Genomic DNA, 17,909 nt, shown 5'->3' with positions numbered 1-17,909 from the left:
ATATCCAGTCATGGTGATAGAACGATCGAAGCACTCTTTTTTCAATGAAAAAATGCCCGTTTGCGCACTGAATGGCGGTTGGCTGAGCTTCTGTCTGGTGGATGAGTCAGGGGATGGAAAACCCTACGGAGGACTCAGGTATGAGGTTTTTGACAGTGCCGGGGGATGTTACAAAGGGCGTTTGAACGAACGGGGTTTTGCTAAGTTAGAGGGGCTTTGTAAAGGTCCCGTCATGTTGGTTTTTGATGCTTCATCCGAAACGCGAGTTGGCTATTATTCGACATTGCAGCAGCGTAAAACCTACCCCTTACCCATCACTGACTTGCAGATCCGCGCTGAACAAACACGCTTCTCAAACACGAATGGCCGCCCAACCGAGCGTCACCCTGCCGGGAAAAAAGCAGACCAGTTTTATCAGGTAGAAGTCAGCGATCTGGTTCGGCATATCGCGCATCTTCCCCCGGTGACACCCACGCCCCACCGCCCCAAGCGTCACGCCCTGAAAATGATGGCCGACCTGGGCTTCGGCCCACCCCAGTCTAGCTTCGCGGGAGTCGTGCTGTTCCCCGACAGGCACACTGTCCTCGAAGTGCGCCCGTTGCGAGCCCTGCGCCCGATCCTGTCAACGCAAGACGAATTCTGTGCCTTGAACCTGTATCAACTGGCCTTGTTCGCGGCGTTGAGTTATTGCGATTTCGGTCAGGCGCCGCCGAATCATCCCGTGGATGAAGTCCATTTTCCACTCGATCCCAGTGTCGGAAATCTATTCGCCGAGCAGTTGGCGGGCTACCAGGAAGCCTGGCGGATCGACCCGGACCACCCGCAGCGCTTTTATCCGCTCTATGAGGACGTACCTTATTCCCGGCGATTCGAGATCCTGCCTTTTGATCCTGCGTTGTACCCACAAAATCGTCCGGCGCTTGGGAACGAGCAGGAGCACCCCGCGCGCCTACACTTTTTCGATGATGAAAAATTCGGCACCGACACCCAGGCGTTCATCACTCACCACGAGGAGGTGATCCTGATTTCCGTGCGAGGCACCGTCAGCAATGCAGACGTACTGCGGGATGCGAACGCCCATCAGGTTGCGTTCGCCGATGGTGTCGGCAAGGCCCATGAAGGTTTTTATCAGGCTTATCGGGCCATGCGTGATTTCGTGCTGCATTACCTCGGCCAATTTCACATCGGGCAACGCGTGATCATTTGCGGCCATAGCCTTGGAGGGGCAATAGCGTTGCTGCTGGCAGAAGGGCTGCGCCGTACTCCCGATCGTACCTACAACATCCTTCTCTACACCTACGGCGCCCCCCGTGCCGCGGATGCCGAGTTCACCCACGGCGCTTCGACCCTCGTCCACCACCGTATCGTCAACCACAACGACCCGGTGCCCAGCGTCCCGGCACCGTGGATGAACACCACCGCAAAACTCTGGGTTCCCGGTGCCATCACGCTATTCAGCCTGCCTACACCGGGCGGGTTGCTGTTCGCGGCGGGCCTGGTGCGTTTTGGCGGTAACCCCTACCAGCACCATGGTGAGCAGCAACACTTCATGCCGATCGTGCTGCCGGATGGCACGCACTCTTCCGTGTTGTGGAAGCCGGGTTGCGAGTCGATCCAGGAAGCCGGCTGCAATCGTGCGCTGCAACTTCATGGCGACATGCCTGATCGTGACAACCTGTTAAAACAGCTGTTCCAGGCCCGTCAGCACTTCATGACCGCAAGCTACATTCCTGCCGCCTGGGCGACGTTGCGCCGCTGGCAACAAGCCGTCGACAGCAATAGCCCGCTGGTGACCGCGCGGGAGTTCGAATGGCTCGACCATGCGCTGGAGACCATGCGTCAGCAACTGCGCGACAAACGCCGCGAGCTCGCCCGTCGCCAGCCGATCAACGACCGTGCCTATGAGCACCACGAGCCGTTGAACGCCGAGATCGACCGTTTGCACACCAGCCGCGAGCGCCTCGAAACCCTGCGCTGGCGACGCCTGGAAGCGCGCGATGTCTACGGCAGTCAGGCCCAGGCCGCCCACTTGCAACCCAGCCTCAAGCGTTGGTTCAGCCACCGTGAAAACCACGCGCTGCCGCAAGTCGCGAGCATCCCTGCTCCCACGCAAACTGAGTGGGGCAGGGCGCAACCGCTGGATATCGATGCCATCGTTTGAGCCGGGCCTTTACATAAACTCCACCTGGGCCGGCTGACGTTTCATCAACACTTGGCCATTGCGAATCGAGTACAGCGGCAGGCCCTGGCTGCGAATGACTTCGTAGTCGCTGTTGGCCGAGAGGATCAACAGGTTGGCCGGGCGCCCCGCTTCCAGGCCGTAACGGTCACCCAGGGCCATGGCCTTGGCGCTGTTGTCGGTCACCAGGTCGAGTGCGCTCTGCAGGTTGCGGTAGCCGAGCATATGGCAGATATGCAGCCCGGCTTCCAGCACGCGCAGGATATTGCCGTTGCCCAGCGGGTACCACGGATCGACGATGGAGTCCTGGCCGAAACACACGTTCATGCCGGCTTCCAGCAGCTCGTTGACCCGGGTCACGCCACGGCGTTTCGGGAAGGTGTCGAAGCGGCCTTGCAGATGGATGCTCTCGGTGGGGCAGGAGACGAAGCTGATGCCCGAGTGCCCCAACAGGCGGAAAAGTTTGGCGCAGTAGGCGTTGTCGTAGGAGCCCATGGCCGTGGTGTGACTGGCGGTGACGCGGGCGCCCATGTCGCGGCTGCGGGCTTCTTCGGCCAGCACCTCGAGAAAACGCGAGTGCGGGTCGTCGGTTTCGTCGCAGTGCACGTCCACCAGGCAACCGGTGCGTTCGGCCAGGTCCATCAGGAACTTCACCGAGCTCACACCCTGGTCGCGGGTGTATTCAAAGTGCGGGATACCGCCGATCACGTCGGCGCCGAGGCGAATGGCTTCTTCCATCAACTCGCGGCCATTGCGAAACGACTCGATGCCTTCCTGGGGAAAGGCGACGATCTGCAGGTCGATCAGGTGCGTGCTTTCTTCGCGCACTTCGAGCATGGCCTTGAGCGCGGTGAGATCCGGGTCGGTGACGTCGACGTGCGTGCGCACGTGCTGGATACCGTGGGCGGCCAGGGCCTGAATGGTCTTTTTGGCGCGGGTCTTGGTGTCTTCCTGGGTGATGGTGGCTTTGCGCTCACCCCAGCATTCGATGCCCTCGAACAGGGTGCCGCTCATGTTCCAGCGCGGCTCGCCAGCGGTCAGGGTGGCATCGAGGTGAATGTGCGGTTCGACAAAGGGCGGGATCACCAGGTTGCCGCCGGCGTCGAGGTCGTCGACGCCGACTACGGGCACGCTGGTTTGTGCGGTGATACTGGCGATCCGGCCGTGTTCCAGGTGCAGATCATGCAAGCCTTCACGGTTGCGCAGGCGGGCGTTGATGATGTGCATGGGCAAGTTCCTCTTGGATAACAACAATCAGGCAGACAGCCGCCAGATCATCAGGGCAATACCGATGTCCAGGCGGTCGTAGGCATTCTCCAGCGTCAGGCCACACAGGGCTTCGATTCGCTGGACGCGGTGTGTCAGGGTATTGCGGTGCACGGCCAGGCGCTGGGCCGCGGCCACAAGGTTACCATTCTCGTGAAACCAGGCCTCCAGGGTCGGCATCAGGCTGGGGCCATGGTGCAGGTCGTGGCGCAGCAGCGGGCCAAGGCGTTCATTCAGGAACTGGTCGAGCAGCGCGCGATCACGCACACCGCTGAGCAGCTTGAGCACCCCCAGTTCGTCATACACGCAGAGCCCGGCGCGTTCGCTGAACCGGCGTGCCGCCGTCAACGCCTGGCGCGCCTCATCGTGAGCCTGGGCCAGGCGAGCAGGTGGGTGCGCGGCAGCGCTCAAGCCGACAAACACTTTCAGCGGCGCCAGGCGCAGGTTCAGCGGGTTCAGCCAGTTGACCAGTTGCTGGCGATTGGCCAAGGCGGCGACGGCATCCGTGGCCGGCAGCAGCAGCGTCCATTGTCCGGCGCGGCCGAGTACCGGCAACACCGGCGACAGTTGGCGCAAGCGTCGACTGATGGCGTCGTGCTGCCGAGCCAACTGTGCCTCCACCTGCGCCGCGTCGCCCTGGGCAAACAGCAACTCGCTGCCTTCGAGCTGCAGTTGGGCCACTTGCCAGTGGCCGGCCAGCGACATGCCCAATTGCACGGCGCGGTGCAGCAATAGATCCAGGGATTGGTAATCGCCGGTCAGCAAACGCTCCAGTACATCGTGGCGCGAGCGGCCCAATTGTTCGGATTGAATCAACGCCGAACCGATCGCCTGGGTGACCAGCACCATCTTCAGCGAGTAGGGCTGCTCGATCAGCGGCATACCGGCGGCCTCGGCGGCGTCGAGTAAGCGCTGGGGTATCGCCTGGATATACGCCGGCCCCGTCAGGATCACCAAGCCGGCCACCTGGCGCTGACAGGCTTCATCCAGCAGTTGCAGCAGGTTGGCTTCATCCCGAGGGTGATTGATACCGGTGACGAACACCAGCTCACCGCCCAGCACCCACTCGGCGATCCCGCTGTTTTCCGCCACATACGGCCAGCGTACGACGTTGTCCAGGCCTGCCTCTGCGGCGCGCAGGCGCATGGACGCAAGACCCGGCAAGGCCAGTACATCGGCAATCGTCAGGCTCATGCCGGGGCGTCAGCCAGCGGTGCGCGAGCGCGCAGCACGGAGGTCAGCAGCATGTAAGTCAGCGATGCGGCCACGATGCCCACCAACGGCGCGACCCACGGCGAATTGAACGCCAGCACGGTGCCCACCGCATATGCAGCCAGCCCCGGCCAATTGAAAGCCGGCAGGCGTGCATCCGCCAGGCGCGGGTAGTGGCCGCGCCAGCGGTAGAAGAAGTCCGCCATGATGACCCCGCCGATCGGTGGAATCACGGTGCCCAGCAGAATCAGGTAGGGCACCAGCATGTCGTACATGCCCAGCAGTGCCAGCAGGGTGCCGATCACTGCTCCCGCCAGGGTCACGGTCTTGCGGCGTTTGGTGCGCAACAGATTGCAGCCGGCCACGGCGAAGTTGTAGATGGTGTTGTCCTGGGTGCTCCAGATATTCAGCAACAGCATGGCCATTGCCGCCATGGCGAAGCCTTGCAGCAGCAACACTTCCACCACGTCGGGCTGTTGGTAGACGATCGCGCCATAGGCGCCGATCAGCACCATCAAGCCATTGCCGACGAAGAAACCGATCAGGCTGGCCAGCACCGCGACCCGGGCCGAGCGCGAGAACCGCGTCCAATTGGTCGCCTGCGTCGCGCCGCTGACAAAAGTGCCGAATACCAGCGTGATCGCGGTGGACAGGTCCAGCTCAGCGGTCGGCACCACCGCCAGCAGTCCGTCCAACCCGCCGACTTTCACCGTGGCCACCCACATTGACAGAAACAGCAGGATGCCCATGGCCGGTACCGCGATGTAGGAAAGAATCTCCAACCCGCGATAACCCACGTAGGCGGTGGCACAAAACACCAGGCCGAACAGCACCATCAATGCCAGCACGCTGCCCTGGCTCAGTTCGAAATACTTGCCAAGCACCACGGCGGCGGTGGCGGTGCCCCAGGCATACCAGCCAATCTGAGTGAAACCGAGGATCAAGTCGCTGAGTTTGCTGCCCACTTCGCCAAAGCAGAAGCGCCCCATCAACACGGAGTTCAAGCCGCTCTTGAACGCGATGTAACCCAGGCCTGCGGCGTAAATACCCAGCAGCAGGTTACCCAGCGCCACCACGCCGAGCATATCGGTGAAGCTGAACGCGACCCCCAGCTTGCCGCCGGCGAACATGGTCGCGGTAAAAAAGGTGAAGCCCAGCAGCACCATGGCGGTAGACGCCAAGCCTTTGCGCGCATGCATGGGGACTTCGCTTAAGGGGTAGTCGTTGCCCGGTTCTTGCTGCGTCATGTCGGTACTCCCTGAATGAGTGACGCAGGCGTATTGCACCGCGCGTGCCAAATCGCTCCCAGTGACAGGCGCACGGTCTGCACTGTGCAGCATGCACAGTATTTATAGCCAAACAGGCAGAAAAAGCGGGAAAGGGTGTTCGCAGTGCCCAGTCAGGCACGAAAGCGGTGCAGCCGTGATACAAATTGGATCAGTCGAACAGCGTGTGGGTGGTTTCGCCGCGATGAAAGGCAAATGCCGCCGCCAGATCACTCTCGATGGTGCGCCCCCGGGACAGCGGCGGCAGATCATCCAGAGCGAAAAAGCCCACGTCGGTGGTCTCGAACCCGGCCATTGGCGCCGCTTGGTCCACCCGTTCACACAGGAAATACAGCTTGTAGAAGTCGCGCACATCCGGCCGATACAAACCCTTGGCCTTGTGGGTGACGCTGTACAGTGCCCGCGCGGTAACGCTCAAGCCGGCTTCCTCGCGGATTTCCTTGATGATGTTTTCCGCTGCCGACAAGCCGATATCGGCATAACCGCCCGGCAGCGCCCAGCAGCCATCGGTCAGTTCGCGTACGAGCAGAATCCGGTCGCCCTCGATGACCGCGCCGCGCACGTCGATCATTGGCGTGGAATAGCGCTGGGCAAAATCCGAGACCAAGCCGGTGATGCGCTCCAGCGGCACGTTACCGAGTTGCGCCAACATGCTGTGGGCAATCTCGGCGATTTCCTCCAGGCGCTCGCGTTCGAAATCATCGGTGCAAAAATGCAGGCCCGTGGAGGCCAGCGCCTGCAGGCGTTTGGCTTGGGCCAGCCAGGTGTTTTCCATGCCTGTCTCCTAAAGGTGCTTGGCCATGTAGACCCGGCGCAGGCCCTGTTCCTCGGCCCGGTGGGTTTCCACGTAACCCCGGCGGGTGTACAGCGCAAGGTTCTCGGTCATGGCTTCATTGGTGTAGAGGCGTATGGCGCTGTAACCCGCGTCGATGGCCTGGCGTTCGGCGAAGTCCATCAATACGCGGCCAAGACCAAGGCCCTGGGCCTGCGGGGCGACCGCCAGGTTATCCAGCAGCAGGGCGCTGTCGGTGTCTTGCAGGATGATAAAACCCTGGATCTGCCCGTCGTTGTCCAGCACATGCACACCACCGCCCTCGACTCGCCGGCCGTAGTCTTCAAGCATCGGCCCGGGTTTGCGGCCGATACGCTCGATGTACGGTGAATAGGCCGCCTCGACGATGGCTTCAATGGCGGCAACATCATGGGGCGTGGCGGGGCGCAGCATTGCGGCGTGCTCCTGATCGGCTGGAGCCACGACTGTAAGGGAGCAGGGCATAAAAAAACCACCGCCAGGGTGGTTTTTTCATTTCGCCGGCTTACTCGCCGCGATAGATGCAGCCGCTGGTGCAGGTTTCATGGATGCGGATCGCACTGAGTTCCGGCAGCAGGGGTTTGAGCTCATTCCAGATCCACTTGGCCAACACTTCGCTGGTCGGGTTTTCCAGGCCGGGGATGTCGTTGAGGTAGTTGTGGTCGAGGCGTTCGTAGAGCGGCTTGAAAATCGCCTTGATCTCCGAGAAGTCGCGAATCCAGCCGGTATGCGGATCCAGGTCGCCACTCAGGTGGATCGCCACCTTGAACGAATGCCCGTGCAGGCGCCCGCATTTGTGGCCTTCGGGTACGTGGGGCAGGCGGTGGGCGGACTCGAAGGTAAACTCTTTGAAGATTTCCACAGTATTTTCAGCTCGGTCAGTATCTGGCAGGCGGCGAGTTTAACAGTTTGATTCGCCGCCGCGCATACCGCTGGGTCAAAGTGGCTGCAGGTGTTCGCCCAGCTCGCCGTTATCGGCCAAGCGCAGAAACTCATCGCCGAGCCGCCGGCTCTCGCTCATTGCGGTTTGCCAGTATTTGTTGCGGCCCGGGTCGTCGCCCATGAAACGCTTGAAGTCGCTGCGGTCCGGCAATTTGCCGTGGGGCAGGCGTGCCAGGTAATCCCGGGACGGCGCCAGCAGCAACACATCCTGCAAGCCTTGTTGATTGCTGCGCCGCCACGGCAGGCCCTTGTCGAACCAGCCGGGGATGACCCGGTCGGTGAAGTGCGGGTACAGCACAATGTCGTCGCCGTGGTAGGGCAGGTCGAGGTGGTAGTCCAGCAGGCCGCCGTCGCGGAAAGTGCCGGCACCCGCGCCGGGCAGGTCGCGCACGCCTTGCATGACCATGGGGATCGAGCCCGACGCCAGCAGCGCCTGGCGCAGGTTGCCGAGTTCCAGGTTGACGAAGCGCGACGGGAAATCCTTCAGCGCATGCACCGGCGGCGCCTGGCGTGGGTCGTGGATGATCAGCCGCTCGAAGTGCCGCGCCAGCCGCGCCCGCCCGCGCAGGTTGTCGGCAATCACCGACGACAGGCCCAGGCCCAGCCGCCCGCGATGGTCATCGGCGAGCAGGCCATGGCTCTTGACCACCATGATGTTCAGGCGATAGTCGGGGTTGTCCAGCACCCGCGCGTCGCGGCCGGCCAGCAGGTCGTCGAGCATGCGCTGGCAACTGCGGCTGACCTCGGCCATGGTCACGCCCTTGGCAAAGCGCTGTTCGTTGTAGAGGCGGCCAAGGTCCAGCAGGCCTTGCACCGGGTCGGGCAGGCAGGCACTGGCAAACCGCCAGGAGCCAATCGACGCACCGATCAGCGCGCGCTCGCGAGGCGCGCGTGGCAGCCAGTCGCCGAACAGCGCCAGGTCCAGGCCCTGGATTCCGAGTGCCTTGGGCCCGCCGGCCGCACCGGGGAGGATACCCACATCCGCAGGCGCCAGGCCCCGTTCACGAATGCGCGCAAAGGCGCGGGTGCCGGCCTTGAGCGTCAGGGCGGGGAATTTGATGTGGATGGCTGTCATACCGGTCTCTGTTGAAGCAAGCAGGGCATTATAGGAAATCTCAGCCGATGTGGGAAAAACGCAGTCCGGCGAAATTGCCATGGTGGCAATTCAGTTTCAGTTAAGTTGCAGCAGGTACCGTTACCGGCGTAGGAAAAACATCGTGTAACGGAGACTCCTCATGAAGCGCCTCACAGCTCTGGCCGCCGCCGTTATCATCGCCATCACGGCGAGCCGGGCCGGAGCCGTGGACCCGGACAAATCACTGACCGTGCCCGCCACTGTTACAATTGTCGCTTTCGATCAACTCGACGCCACGGCGCTGGCCCTGCACCCCGGCTCGACGCTGCTGGACACCGATCTGGACGAGGCCTACGGCAAGTATGTCTACGAGGTCGAACTCAAAGATGCCGACGGCATTGAATGGGATATTGAATTGGACGCGCTCACCGGGCAGGTTCTCAAGAATCATCAGGATACGTAATGAAGGTAAATTTACCCGCCGGCAGTCGAGTGGCGTTGGTGCTCATGGTTTTCTGCTCGAGCCTGGCGGCCCGCGACCTCAATCAGGATGAGGCCCTGGCGCTGCGCCAGCAGGGCGTGATCCTGCCGCTGGAGCAACTGTTGCAGCAGGCCATGGCGCGCTACCCCGGCTCGCGGCTGCTGGAGGCTGAGCTGGAGAAAAAGCATGGCAAATATGCCTATGAAGTCGAACTGGTGACCACCGAAGGGGTGGTACGCGAGATCAAGCTGGACGCAAGTACCGGTGTGCTGATCAAAGACGAGGAAGACTGATGCGCCTGCTCCTGGTGGAAGACAACGTACCCCTGGCCGATGAACTGCTCGCCGGCCTGCAGCGCCAGGGCTATGCCGTCGATTGGCTGGCCGATGGTCGCGACGCCGCCTATCAGGGCCGTAGCGAACCCTATGACTTGATTATCCTCGACCTCGGCTTGCCGGGGCTGCCCGGGCTTGAAGTACTGGCGCAATGGCGTGCCGCTGCGCTGGCTACCCCGGTGTTGATTCTCACCGCCCGTGATTCCTGGGCCGAGCGTATCGAAGGGCTCAAGGCCGGCGCCGACGATTACCTGAGCAAACCTTTTCACCCCGAAGAGTTGCACCTGCGCATCCAGGCACTGTTGCGCCGTTCCCATGGGCAGGCCAACCAACCGACCTTGCAAGCCGCCGGCCTGCATCTGGATGAAGGCCGTCAATGCGTGCTGCGCGATGGCGACGAGATCCAGCTGACCGCCGCCGAATTCCGCTTGTTGCGCTACTTCATGCTGCACCCCGAACAGATCCTCTCGAAAAGCCACCTGGCCGAGCACTTGTATGACGGCGAAACCGAGCGCGACTCCAACGTGCTGGAAGTGCACGTCAACCACCTGCGCCGCAAATTGGGGCGCAGCGTGATTGAAACCCGGCGTGGCCAGGGTTATCGATTTGGCGCCAGCCCTGCATGAAGTCGATCCAGCGACGCCTGAGCCTGGGCTTGATCAGCGTGATGGTGATCGTCGGCGTAGTGCTGGCGCAGACCAGCCTGTGGTTGTTCGAAGCCGGCTTGCAGCGCTACCTGGAAGCGGGCCTGCGCAACGACGCCGAGAACCTGCTGGTGGCGCTGGTGCGTGGGCCCAACGGTGTGCAGCTGGATGAACAGCGCCTGTCGCCGGCTTACCAACGGCCGTTTTCCGGGCATTACTTTCGGATCGACTTCGCCGATGTCCACTGGCGCTCGCGCTCGTTGTGGGACCAGGAACTGCCCCAACTGCCCGAGGCCGGTCTCAAGGGCAATCTGCAACTGGGGCCGGAAGGCCAGCAACTGCTGGTGCTGCGTTCGGATTACAAACGCTTTGGCCAGCCGATTTCCATCAGCGTGGCCCAGGACTACACGCCGGTACGCGAAAGCTTTCGCCTGATGCGTCAGATCGGCCTGGTACTCGGGCTGGCGGCGTTGCTGCTGGTGTTGATCCTGCAACGGGTCACCGTACGCCGCGCCTTGCGCCCGCTGGAAACCGCGCGCAACCAGATCGCGCAATTGCAGCAGGGCCAGCGCTCGCAGCTCGACACCCAGGTGCCGCTGGAGCTGGAGCCCCTGGTGGCGCAGATCAACCACCTGCTGGCGCATACCGAAGACAGCCTCAAGCGTTCGCGCAACGCCCTTGGCAACCTTGGGCACGCCCTGAAAACCCCGTTGGCGGTGCTGTTGAGTGCCGCTTCAAGCGAGGCGCTCAAGGATCATCCCGAACTGGGCAAGCTGCTGCGTGACCAGTTGGAGCAGGTGCAGCAACGTCTGAATCGTGAACTCAATCGCGCGCGCCTGGCCGGTGAAACCCTGCCCGGTGCGTTGTTCGACTGTGAAAAAGAACTGCCCGGCCTGCTCGCCACCCTCAACATGATCCACGGCGAGCACCTGGACCTCAGCTACCAGGTGGCCCCAGGCCTGCATTTGCCCTGGGACCGTGAGGACCTGCTCGAACTGCTCGGCAATTTGCTCGACAACGCCTGTAAATGGGCGGATGCCGAAGTGCGGCTGAGCATCAGTGAGACTCCGCAGGGTTACCTGCTGGCGGTCGAAGATGACGGCCCCGGCATTCCGGAAACCCAGCGTGACCAGGTGTTCAGCCGTGGCGCGCGCCTGGATGAGCAGATTGACGGCCATGGCCTGGGGCTGGGGATCGTGCGCGATATCGTCGAGGTGTGGGGCGGGGTGTTGCAACTGCAGGAATCCGAGCTTGGCGGGCTCAAGGCGCTGATCGAATTGCCCAGACGCCAGGGCTGAGGCATACCCCAATCCCCTGTGGGAGCGGGCTTGCTCGCGAAGGCGGTGTGTCAGGTGATGCATTCGGTGGCAGACCCACCGCTTTCGCAGGCAAGCCAGCTCCCACATTTGATCTCCGTACACCCGCATGCCCGAGCCATATCAGGATCCCCTGTGGGAGCGGGCTTGCTCGCGAAGGCGGTGTGTCAGTTGATGCATTCGGTGGCTGACCCACTGCTTTCGCAGGCAAGCCAGTTCCCACCTTTGATCTTCATACACCCGGGAGCCGGAGCCATACCCGGATCCCCCTGTGGGAGCGGGCTTGCTCGCGAAGGCGGTGTGTCAGGTGATGCATTCGGTGGCTGACCCACCGCTTTCGCAGGCAAGCCAGCTCCCACATTTGATCTCCATACACCCGCATACCCGAGCCCTACCAGGATCCCCTGTGGGAGCGGGCTTGCCCGCGAAGGCGGAGTGTCAGGTGATGCATTCGGTGGCTGACCCACCGTTTTCGCAGGCAAGCCAGCTCCCACATTTGATCTCCATACACCCGGGAACTTGAGCCATACCAGGATCCCCTGTGGGAGCGGGCTTGCCCGCGAAGGCGGTGTGTCAGTTGATGCATTCGGTGGCTGACCCACCGCTTTCGCAGGCAAGCCAGCTCCCACATTTGATCTTCATACACCCGGGAACTTGAGTCATACCCGGATCCCCCTGTGGGAGCGGGCTTGCTCGCGAAGGCGATCCGTCAGTTGATACATTCAGTGGCTGATGCACCGCTTTCGCAGGCAAGCCAGCTCCCACCTTTGATCTTCATACACCCGAGGCCCAGAGTCATACCCCACAGGGATCTACTTCAACCTTCAGACCCGGAATTGATCCATCAACCCCTGCTGCTGGTTCGCCAGGCTGTTCAGTGCCTGGCTGACGCGCGCGGATTCATTGGCCTGCTCGGACAGCGATTCGGTTACATCGCGGATCGTCGCCACGTTGCTGTTGATCTCCTCGGCCACCGCGCTTTGCTCTTCGGCAGCGCTGGCGATCTGCAGGTTCATGTCGCTGATCACCGTGACTGCCTCGCCAATCTGGCGCAGGGCGGTGACGGCCTCGCCGACTTGTTCGACGCTGCCCTGGGCCTGGCGATAGCTGTTGCCCATGGCGCCGACCACATCGGTGGTGCCGCTCTGCAATTGCTCGATGACCAGGCGGGTTTCTTCCACCGATTCCTGGGTGCGGCGTGCGAGGTTGCGCACTTCATCGGCGACCACGGCAAACCCGCGGCCGGCCTCACCGGCGCGGGCGGCTTCGATGGCTGCGTTGAGCGCCAGCAGGTTGGTCTGCTCGGCAATGCCGCGAATCACTTCCAGCACCGAGCCGATTTTCTCGCTGTTGGCGGCCAGGCCTTCGACCTGGGTCATGGCGGTGCTCATGTCTGCCGCCAGGTGCCCGATATTGGTGGTGGTGCGGTCGATCACCGTCAGGCCTTCGCGGGTCGCCTGGTCGGCATCGCGTGCGGCCTGGGCCGCCTGGGCAGCGCTGCGGGCGACGTCCTGGGCGGTGGCGCTCATCTCATGGGAGGCAGTGGCCACCTGGTCGACCTGGCGGTATTGCTGCTCCATGCCGGCGCTGGTTTCGGTGGCGATTGCGGCGGACTGGTCGGCCGTGCCACGTGCATCCTGCACCGAGCGTTTGACCTCGGCGATGATCGGCTGCAGCTTGTCGAGAAAGCGGTTGAACCAGCCCGCCAGTTGGCCCAGTTCATCTTTCTTGTCGTAGGCCAGGCGCCGGGTCAGGTCGCCTTCGCCACTGGCGATGTCTTCGAGCATGTGCGCCACGCCGAGGATCGGGCGGGTCACGCTGCGGGCCATCAGCCACACCAGGATCAGGCCGAGCACGGCGGCGAGCAGTCCCAGGCTCAGTTCCAGCAAGGTGCCCCGGGTGTTGTCGGCGTCCATCTGGGCTTTCAGCGCTTCGGCAGGGCCGACCAGGACTTTTTCCGGCACATCCAGCAACACACCCCACGGCTTGCCGTCGGGAATCGGTGCAAACGGTGCCAGCACCTTGAGTTGGTGGTCGGTACGCAGGCTGCGGATCTGCGTGCTGCTGGCCAGGGCGCTGATCAGTTGCGCACCGCTGGCGCTGTCGACCTGGTCCAGGCGCTGGCTGAGTTTGCTGGCGTCGGCGCTGTAGCCGGCGAGCAGGCCGGTCGGGCTGAGGATGCTGACTTGGGTCTGGCCGTCGTAGAGCTTCTGGCTGGCGCGTTGGCTGATGGCCTGCAGGCTATTGAGGTTGATGTCCACCGACAACGAGGCGATGACTTTGCCGTTGACCATCAAGGGGAACACGATGCTGGTCATCAGCACGTTCTGCCCGTCGATCACATAGAAGTAGGGTTCGATCACGCACGGCTTGAGCGTGGTGCGCGGGCAGGTGAACCAGGCGTTGGCCTTTTCACCGCTGGGGCCGACGGAGGTGTCGGACATGTCGCTTTCCGGCAGCGGCATCGAGGTCAGCTTGCCGGGCGTCGGTTGCGACCAATACAGGGCAAAGCGGCCCTTGTCGTTGCTGCCCAGTTCAGCCTGGTTGGCGAACAGCTCGTCCTTGCCGTCCAGCGCATTGGCTTCAAACACCAGCGACAGGCCGAGCAGGTCCGGGTTGGCCTGCAGCGCGGCCTTGACCTGGCGGGTCAGGTCTTCGCGGGTGTCGAAGGCGTCGAGGAAGCGCTTTTCGGCCTGCTCGCGCAAAAACAGTACCTGGCGGGAAAAACCATGGCCGTATTGATAGGCGTCCATGAATTGCTGGCGGATGCCCAGCGCCTGCACTTCACCCTGAGCCTCGATGCGCGCCTGGGCGGCCTCATCGAGCATTTGCATGCTGGAGGCTTTGACCTGCTCGGAACTCTGCGCCATGCGATACAGCGACAGACCCACCAGCAGGGTCACGATCCCCAGCAGGCAAAGGCCGGCGAGCAGGGTGATTTTCCATTGAATGGACAGCTGTCTGAGGGACATCGAGGAGCATCCTTAACCTGAAAACACAGAGAGCCTTTGTATCGGCCGCTGTGGAACTTTCTTTATTCAAACGTTCAATTTAAAGCTTAAAGCGGCGTCGTTTTTTGACATGCAGCCCTGCCTGCTGCAAAGTGCGCGCCCTCTAATAAGACCTCCTTCAAGCCTGCACGCTGGCAGCCACCCCTTGGCCGCCTGGGCGCGGGCATGTCTGTTTTTTATGTTTCTGCTTGAGGTAACCATGATTAACGCAGTCATCGCCGCGGTCGGCACCATGCTGGTGCTCAGCTTGTCCCGCGTGCATGTGGTCATCGCCATCATCGTCGGCGCCCTGGTTGGCGGGCTTACCGGTGGCCTGGGTATCGAGGCCACGCTCAAGGCTTTCAATGGCGGCTTGGGCGGCGGCGCGACTGTGGCGTTGTCCTACGCCTTGCTCGGCGCTTTCGCGGTGGCGATTGCCAAATCCGGCCTGGCCCACGCCTTGGCAGACAAGGCTCTGCTGCTGGTCGACCGCCAGGAGGCCACCGGCGGCAGTCACGTCAAATGGCTGTTGATCGGCCTGCTGTGGGTGGTGGCGATTGCCTCGCAGAATATTCTGCCGATCCACATCGCGTTTATCCCGCTGCTGGTGCCGCCGCTGCTCTACGTGTTGACCAAGCTGCAACTGGACCGCCGCCTGATCGCCTGCGTGATGACTTTCGGCCTGATCACCCCGTATATGTTCCTGCCGGTGGGCTTCGGCAATATTTTCCTCAACCAGATCCTGCTGGCCAATGTGGCCAAGAGCGGCGTGGATATCAGCCAGGTCAACGTCACCCACGCCATGGGCTTGCCCGCGCTGGGCATGGTCGTTGGCCTGCTGGTGGCGGTGTTTGTCAGCTACCGCAAGAAGCGCGTATATGACCTGGAGAAAATCGAGCGGGTCGAGCAGGTTGCGGTGCAGTACAACCCGCTGACCCTGCTGGTGGCCGGCCTGGCGATCGCCGCGGCGTTCATCATCCAGCTGTGGCTGGACTCGATGATCATCGGTGCCCTGGCCGGGTTCCTGATTTTCTCGGTGTCGGGCATCGTGCGCTGGCGCGACACCGACGACCTGTTCACCGAAGGCATGAAGATGATGGCCATGATCGGCTTCATCATGATCGCCTCGTCGGGGTTTGCCGAAGTGCTCAAGGCCACCGGCGACGTGCGTTCGCTGGTGGAAGCCTCGGCGGCGTTCATCGGCCATAGTCGTGGCGTCGGCGCGTTGTTGATGTTGCTGGTGGGGCTGCTGGTGACCATGGGCATCGGCTCGTCGTTTTCCACGGTGCCGATCCTGGCCGCGATCTTCGTGCCACTGTGTGTGCAACTGGGCTTCAGCCCGCTGGCCATCGTGTGCATCGTCGGCACCGCCGGGGCCCTGGGCGATGCCGGTTCGCCTGCCTCGGACTCAACCCTCGGCCCGACCTCCGGCCTGAACATCGACGGCCAGCACCACCATATCTGGGACACCGTGGTGCCGACGTTCCTGCACTACAACATCCCGCTGCTGGCGTTCGGCTGGCTGGCCGCGATGACCCTCTGACACACCGCCGTTCCGTAGGAGCCGGCTCCTACAGATCCCAGGCGCATGGCCGATAACCTCTCAAGTCGCCACTAATAAGAGAGAAAAGCCATGCGTCTGAGTTTGAAGGCCAAAGTCCTGTCCCTCGCCGTTGTGCCGGTGTTGCTGTTTGCCGTGGTGATCAGCCTGACCACCGTGTGGATCCTGCAAGGCCAGGCACGCAACGAAGTGGATGAAACCCGCCAGCGCCTGCTCAACGACGCCAAGGCGACCCTGCAGAGCTACGTCGAAGTGGCCATGACCACCATCAAGCCGCTCTATGACGTGGCGGCTCCCGGCGACACGGCCGCGCGGGCCCAGGTGGTCAAGCTGCTGTCCAACACCAGCTACGGCAAGGACGGCTACTTCTTCGGCTACGACTCCGAGACCATTCGCCTGTTCAAGGGTAACAGCCCCGACGGCGTGGGCAAGAGCTTCAAGGACAACCGCGACCCCAACGGTGTCTACGTCAACCGCGACCTGGTCAAGGTCGGCAAGGATGGCACGCACTACCTGCAATACAGCTCGACCCAGCCCGGCCAGACCGAACTGGTGCCCAAGCTCGGCTACACCGAATACCTGCCGAAGTGGGACATGGTCATCGGTACGTCGGTGAACCTGGACGGCATCGAAGCCCAGGTGGCGGTGGTCGAGGCCAAGGTGAAAACGCGCATGGAAGGCGTATTGCTGAGCATCCTCGGCGTGGCCGTGGTGGTGCTGCTGGTGATCGCTGCCGTCGGCATGTTGCTGGCCAACGCTATCCTGCGCCCGTTGCACTTGATGAAAGCCAACCTCGACGACATCGCCGCCGGTGAGGGCGACCTGACCCGTCGCCTGGCCATCACCAGCCAGGATGAACTCGGCGACCTGGCCGGCGCGTTCAACCGCTTTGTCGACAAGATCCACGGCCTGGTGCGCCAGATCACCGAGATGACCAGCCAACTCACCGGCCTGGTCAGCCAGGTCTCCGACCAGGCCCAACGCTCGGAACAGGCCATGGAGCGCCAGCGTCACGAGACCGACCAGGTCGCCACCGCGATCAATCAGATGTCATCCGCCGCCCAAGAAGTCGCGCGCAGTGCCCAGGGCGCCTCGGTGGCCGCGCAGCAGACCGATGTCGAAGGCCAGGCCGCCAAGCGTGTGGTGGATGGCAGCATTGCGCAGATCCATGCGCTGGTGAGCGACATCCGCAGCAGTGGCGTGTCCCTCGACAGCCTGCAGCAGGACGTGTCGTCGATTGTCAGCGTGCTCGGCGTGATCCGCTCGATCGCCGAACAGACCAACCTGCTGGCGCTCAACGCAGCGATTGAAGCCGCGCGGGCAGGCGAGGCCGGGCGCGGTTTTGCGGTGGTCGCCGACGAAGTGCGTGCACTCGCCAGTCGCACCCAGACCAGCACCCAGGAAATCCAGGGCATGATCGACCGCCTGCAAAAAGGCACCGTGGCCGCCGTCGACGCCATGCGCCGCTCCAGCGATGCGGGTGACGGCACCTCGGCCCAGGCCAATGAAGCCGGGGCGTCGCTGGACACCATGGCCCAGTTGATCGGCACCATCAATTCGATGAACGCGCAGATTGCCAGCGCCGCCGAAGAACAGACCGCCGTGGCCGAGGAGATCAACCGCAGCGTGCATCAGATTGCCGTGGCAGTCGACAGCGTGGCCGATGAAACCCAGCGGGGCGCCCAGACCTCGCGCAGCCTGGCGGATTTGGGCCAGCGCCTGGGGCAACTGGTGGGGCAGTTCCGCATCTGAGCAACCATAGCTTGGGCGTATGTCTGCCTAACGTTAATACGAATATACCCATCACAGCG

At 62.6% G+C, this 17,909-nt stretch carries 15 protein-coding genes and 2 pseudogenes; 8 read left to right on the top strand and 9 right to left on the bottom strand.

The window, feature by feature from the left end:
• Positions 1-10: 10 nt before the first annotated feature.
• Entirely contained in the window at positions 11-2,161 is a 2,151-nt protein-coding gene (locus tag NTD80_RS23290; RefSeq protein WP_262135154.1) for a lipase family protein, read from the top strand.
• Positions 2,162-2,170: 9 nt separating this feature from the next.
• On the opposite strand, the gene codA is transcribed toward NTD80_RS23290, so the two are convergent.
• The 7 genes from codA to NTD80_RS23255 all read right to left on the bottom strand — a co-directional run bounded on the left by codA (position 2,171) and on the right by NTD80_RS23255 (position 8,771).
• Positions 2,171-3,406: a cytosine deaminase gene (gene codA, locus NTD80_RS23285; protein ID WP_262135153.1), complete on the bottom strand. Its 1,236-nt coding sequence runs from the start codon at positions 3,404-3,406 to the stop codon at positions 2,171-2,173.
• Between the two features lie 27 nt (positions 3,407-3,433).
• Positions 3,434-4,639, bottom strand: coding sequence for a PucR family transcriptional regulator (locus NTD80_RS23280; protein WP_262135152.1), 1,206 nt, complete (start codon positions 4,637-4,639; stop codon positions 3,434-3,436).
• Entirely contained in the window at positions 4,636-5,904 is a 1,269-nt protein-coding gene (gene codB, locus NTD80_RS23275; protein WP_120448070.1) for a cytosine permease, read from the bottom strand. The genes NTD80_RS23280 and codB overlap by 4 nt, the downstream gene beginning before the upstream one ends.
• Before the next feature lie 190 nt (positions 5,905-6,094).
• The gene (locus NTD80_RS23270; protein ID WP_065907157.1) at positions 6,095-6,718 is read right to left on the bottom strand and encodes an NUDIX hydrolase; all 624 of its coding nucleotides are present in this window, start codon (positions 6,716-6,718) and stop codon (positions 6,095-6,097) included.
• A gap of 9 nt (positions 6,719-6,727) precedes the next feature.
• Positions 6,728-7,168: a GNAT family N-acetyltransferase gene (locus NTD80_RS23265; RefSeq protein WP_262135150.1), complete on the bottom strand. Its 441-nt coding sequence runs from the start codon at positions 7,166-7,168 to the stop codon at positions 6,728-6,730.
• Positions 7,169-7,259: 91 nt separating this feature from the next.
• Entirely contained in the window at positions 7,260-7,616 is a 357-nt protein-coding gene (queD, locus tag NTD80_RS23260; RefSeq protein ID WP_003190259.1) for a 6-carboxytetrahydropterin synthase QueD, read from the bottom strand.
• A gap of 75 nt (positions 7,617-7,691) precedes the next feature.
• Complete coding sequence (locus tag NTD80_RS23255) at positions 7,692-8,771, bottom strand: patatin-like phospholipase family protein (protein WP_262135148.1); 1,080 nt, start codon at positions 8,769-8,771, stop codon at positions 7,692-7,694.
• Between the two features lie 160 nt (positions 8,772-8,931).
• On the opposite strand from NTD80_RS23255, the gene NTD80_RS23250 reads away from it, so the two are divergent.
• The 4 genes from NTD80_RS23250 to NTD80_RS23235 are packed head-to-tail and all read left to right on the top strand — an operon-like array spanning position 8,932 to position 11,529.
• Positions 8,932-9,234, top strand: coding sequence for a PepSY domain-containing protein (locus NTD80_RS23250; protein WP_262135147.1), 303 nt, complete (start codon positions 8,932-8,934; stop codon positions 9,232-9,234).
• Positions 9,234-9,545, top strand: coding sequence for a PepSY domain-containing protein (locus tag NTD80_RS23245; RefSeq protein WP_065907150.1), 312 nt, complete (start codon positions 9,234-9,236; stop codon positions 9,543-9,545). Before NTD80_RS23250 ends, NTD80_RS23245 begins: the two co-directional genes overlap by 1 nt.
• Positions 9,545-10,213, top strand: coding sequence for a response regulator transcription factor (locus NTD80_RS23240; RefSeq protein ID WP_027603141.1), 669 nt, complete (start codon positions 9,545-9,547; stop codon positions 10,211-10,213). The genes NTD80_RS23245 and NTD80_RS23240 overlap by 1 nt, the downstream gene beginning before the upstream one ends.
• A complete protein-coding gene (locus NTD80_RS23235) occupies positions 10,210-11,529 on the top strand; it encodes a sensor histidine kinase (RefSeq protein ID WP_120448074.1) in 1,320 nt (439 codons plus the stop codon). The genes NTD80_RS23240 and NTD80_RS23235 overlap by 4 nt, the downstream gene beginning before the upstream one ends.
• Before the next feature lie 842 nt (positions 11,530-12,371).
• On the opposite strand, the gene NTD80_RS31460 is transcribed toward NTD80_RS23235, so the two are convergent.
• On the bottom strand, positions 12,372-13,127 hold the full coding sequence (locus tag NTD80_RS31460) for a methyl-accepting chemotaxis protein (RefSeq protein WP_371920707.1): 756 nt from the start codon (positions 13,125-13,127) through the stop codon (positions 12,372-12,374).
• A 102-nt stretch (positions 13,128-13,229) separates the two neighbouring features.
• A pseudogene (locus tag NTD80_RS31455) lies at positions 13,230-13,376 on the bottom strand (HAMP domain-containing protein); the annotation flags it as partial.
• Between the two features lie 1,384 nt (positions 13,377-14,760).
• Here NTD80_RS31455 and NTD80_RS23225 point away from each other — a divergent pair.
• From NTD80_RS23225 to NTD80_RS31445, 3 genes and pseudogenes are all read left to right on the top strand, one after another.
• On the top strand, positions 14,761-16,080 hold the full coding sequence (locus tag NTD80_RS23225; RefSeq protein ID WP_162946149.1) for a Na+/H+ antiporter family protein: 1,320 nt from the start codon (positions 14,761-14,763) through the stop codon (positions 16,078-16,080).
• A 90-nt stretch (positions 16,081-16,170) separates the two neighbouring features.
• Positions 16,171-16,992: pseudogene (locus NTD80_RS31450) on the top strand (cache domain-containing protein); the annotation flags it as partial.
• A gap of 36 nt (positions 16,993-17,028) precedes the next feature.
• Positions 17,029-17,850: a methyl-accepting chemotaxis protein gene (locus NTD80_RS31445; RefSeq protein WP_371920706.1), complete on the top strand. Its 822-nt coding sequence runs from the start codon at positions 17,029-17,031 to the stop codon at positions 17,848-17,850.
• Positions 17,851-17,909: the final 59 nt, after the last annotated feature.

Origin of the sequence: Pseudomonas sp. 13B_2.1_Bac1 (genome assembly GCF_025466155.1) — a bacterium.
Taxonomy (GTDB): domain Bacteria; phylum Pseudomonadota; class Gammaproteobacteria; order Pseudomonadales; family Pseudomonadaceae; genus Aquipseudomonas; species Aquipseudomonas aylmerensis.
This window is presented reverse-complemented; position numbering and strand designations above follow the sequence as displayed.

Excerpts from the sequence above, each read along its gene's own strand:
- NTD80_RS23290 (WP_262135154.1), top strand. The coding sequence starts at position 11 with ATGGTGATAGAACGATCGAAGCACTCTTTTTTCAATGAAAAAATGCCC.
- codA (WP_262135153.1), bottom strand. The coding sequence starts at position 3,406 with ATGCACATCATCAACGCCCGCCTGCGCAACCGTGAAGGCTTGCATGAT.
- NTD80_RS23280 (WP_262135152.1), bottom strand. The coding sequence starts at position 4,639 with ATGAGCCTGACGATTGCCGATGTACTGGCCTTGCCGGGTCTTGCGTCC.
- codB (WP_120448070.1), bottom strand. The coding sequence starts at position 5,904 with ATGACGCAGCAAGAACCGGGCAACGACTACCCCTTAAGCGAAGTCCCC.
- NTD80_RS23270 (WP_065907157.1), bottom strand. The coding sequence starts at position 6,718 with ATGGAAAACACCTGGCTGGCCCAAGCCAAACGCCTGCAGGCGCTGGCC.
- NTD80_RS23265 (WP_262135150.1), bottom strand. The coding sequence starts at position 7,168 with ATGCTGCGCCCCGCCACGCCCCATGATGTTGCCGCCATTGAAGCCATC.
- NTD80_RS23255 (WP_262135148.1), bottom strand. The coding sequence starts at position 8,771 with ATGACAGCCATCCACATCAAATTCCCCGCCCTGACGCTCAAGGCCGGC.
- NTD80_RS23250 (WP_262135147.1), top strand. The coding sequence starts at position 8,932 with ATGAAGCGCCTCACAGCTCTGGCCGCCGCCGTTATCATCGCCATCACG.
- NTD80_RS23245 (WP_065907150.1), top strand. The coding sequence starts at position 9,234 with ATGAAGGTAAATTTACCCGCCGGCAGTCGAGTGGCGTTGGTGCTCATG.
- NTD80_RS23240 (WP_027603141.1), top strand. The coding sequence starts at position 9,545 with ATGCGCCTGCTCCTGGTGGAAGACAACGTACCCCTGGCCGATGAACTG.
- NTD80_RS23235 (WP_120448074.1), top strand. The coding sequence starts at position 10,210 with ATGAAGTCGATCCAGCGACGCCTGAGCCTGGGCTTGATCAGCGTGATG.
- NTD80_RS31460 (WP_371920707.1), bottom strand. The coding sequence starts at position 13,127 with ATGGAGCAGCAATACCGCCAGGTCGACCAGGTGGCCACTGCCTCCCAT.
- NTD80_RS31445 (WP_371920706.1), top strand. The coding sequence starts at position 17,029 with ATGACCAGCCAACTCACCGGCCTGGTCAGCCAGGTCTCCGACCAGGCC.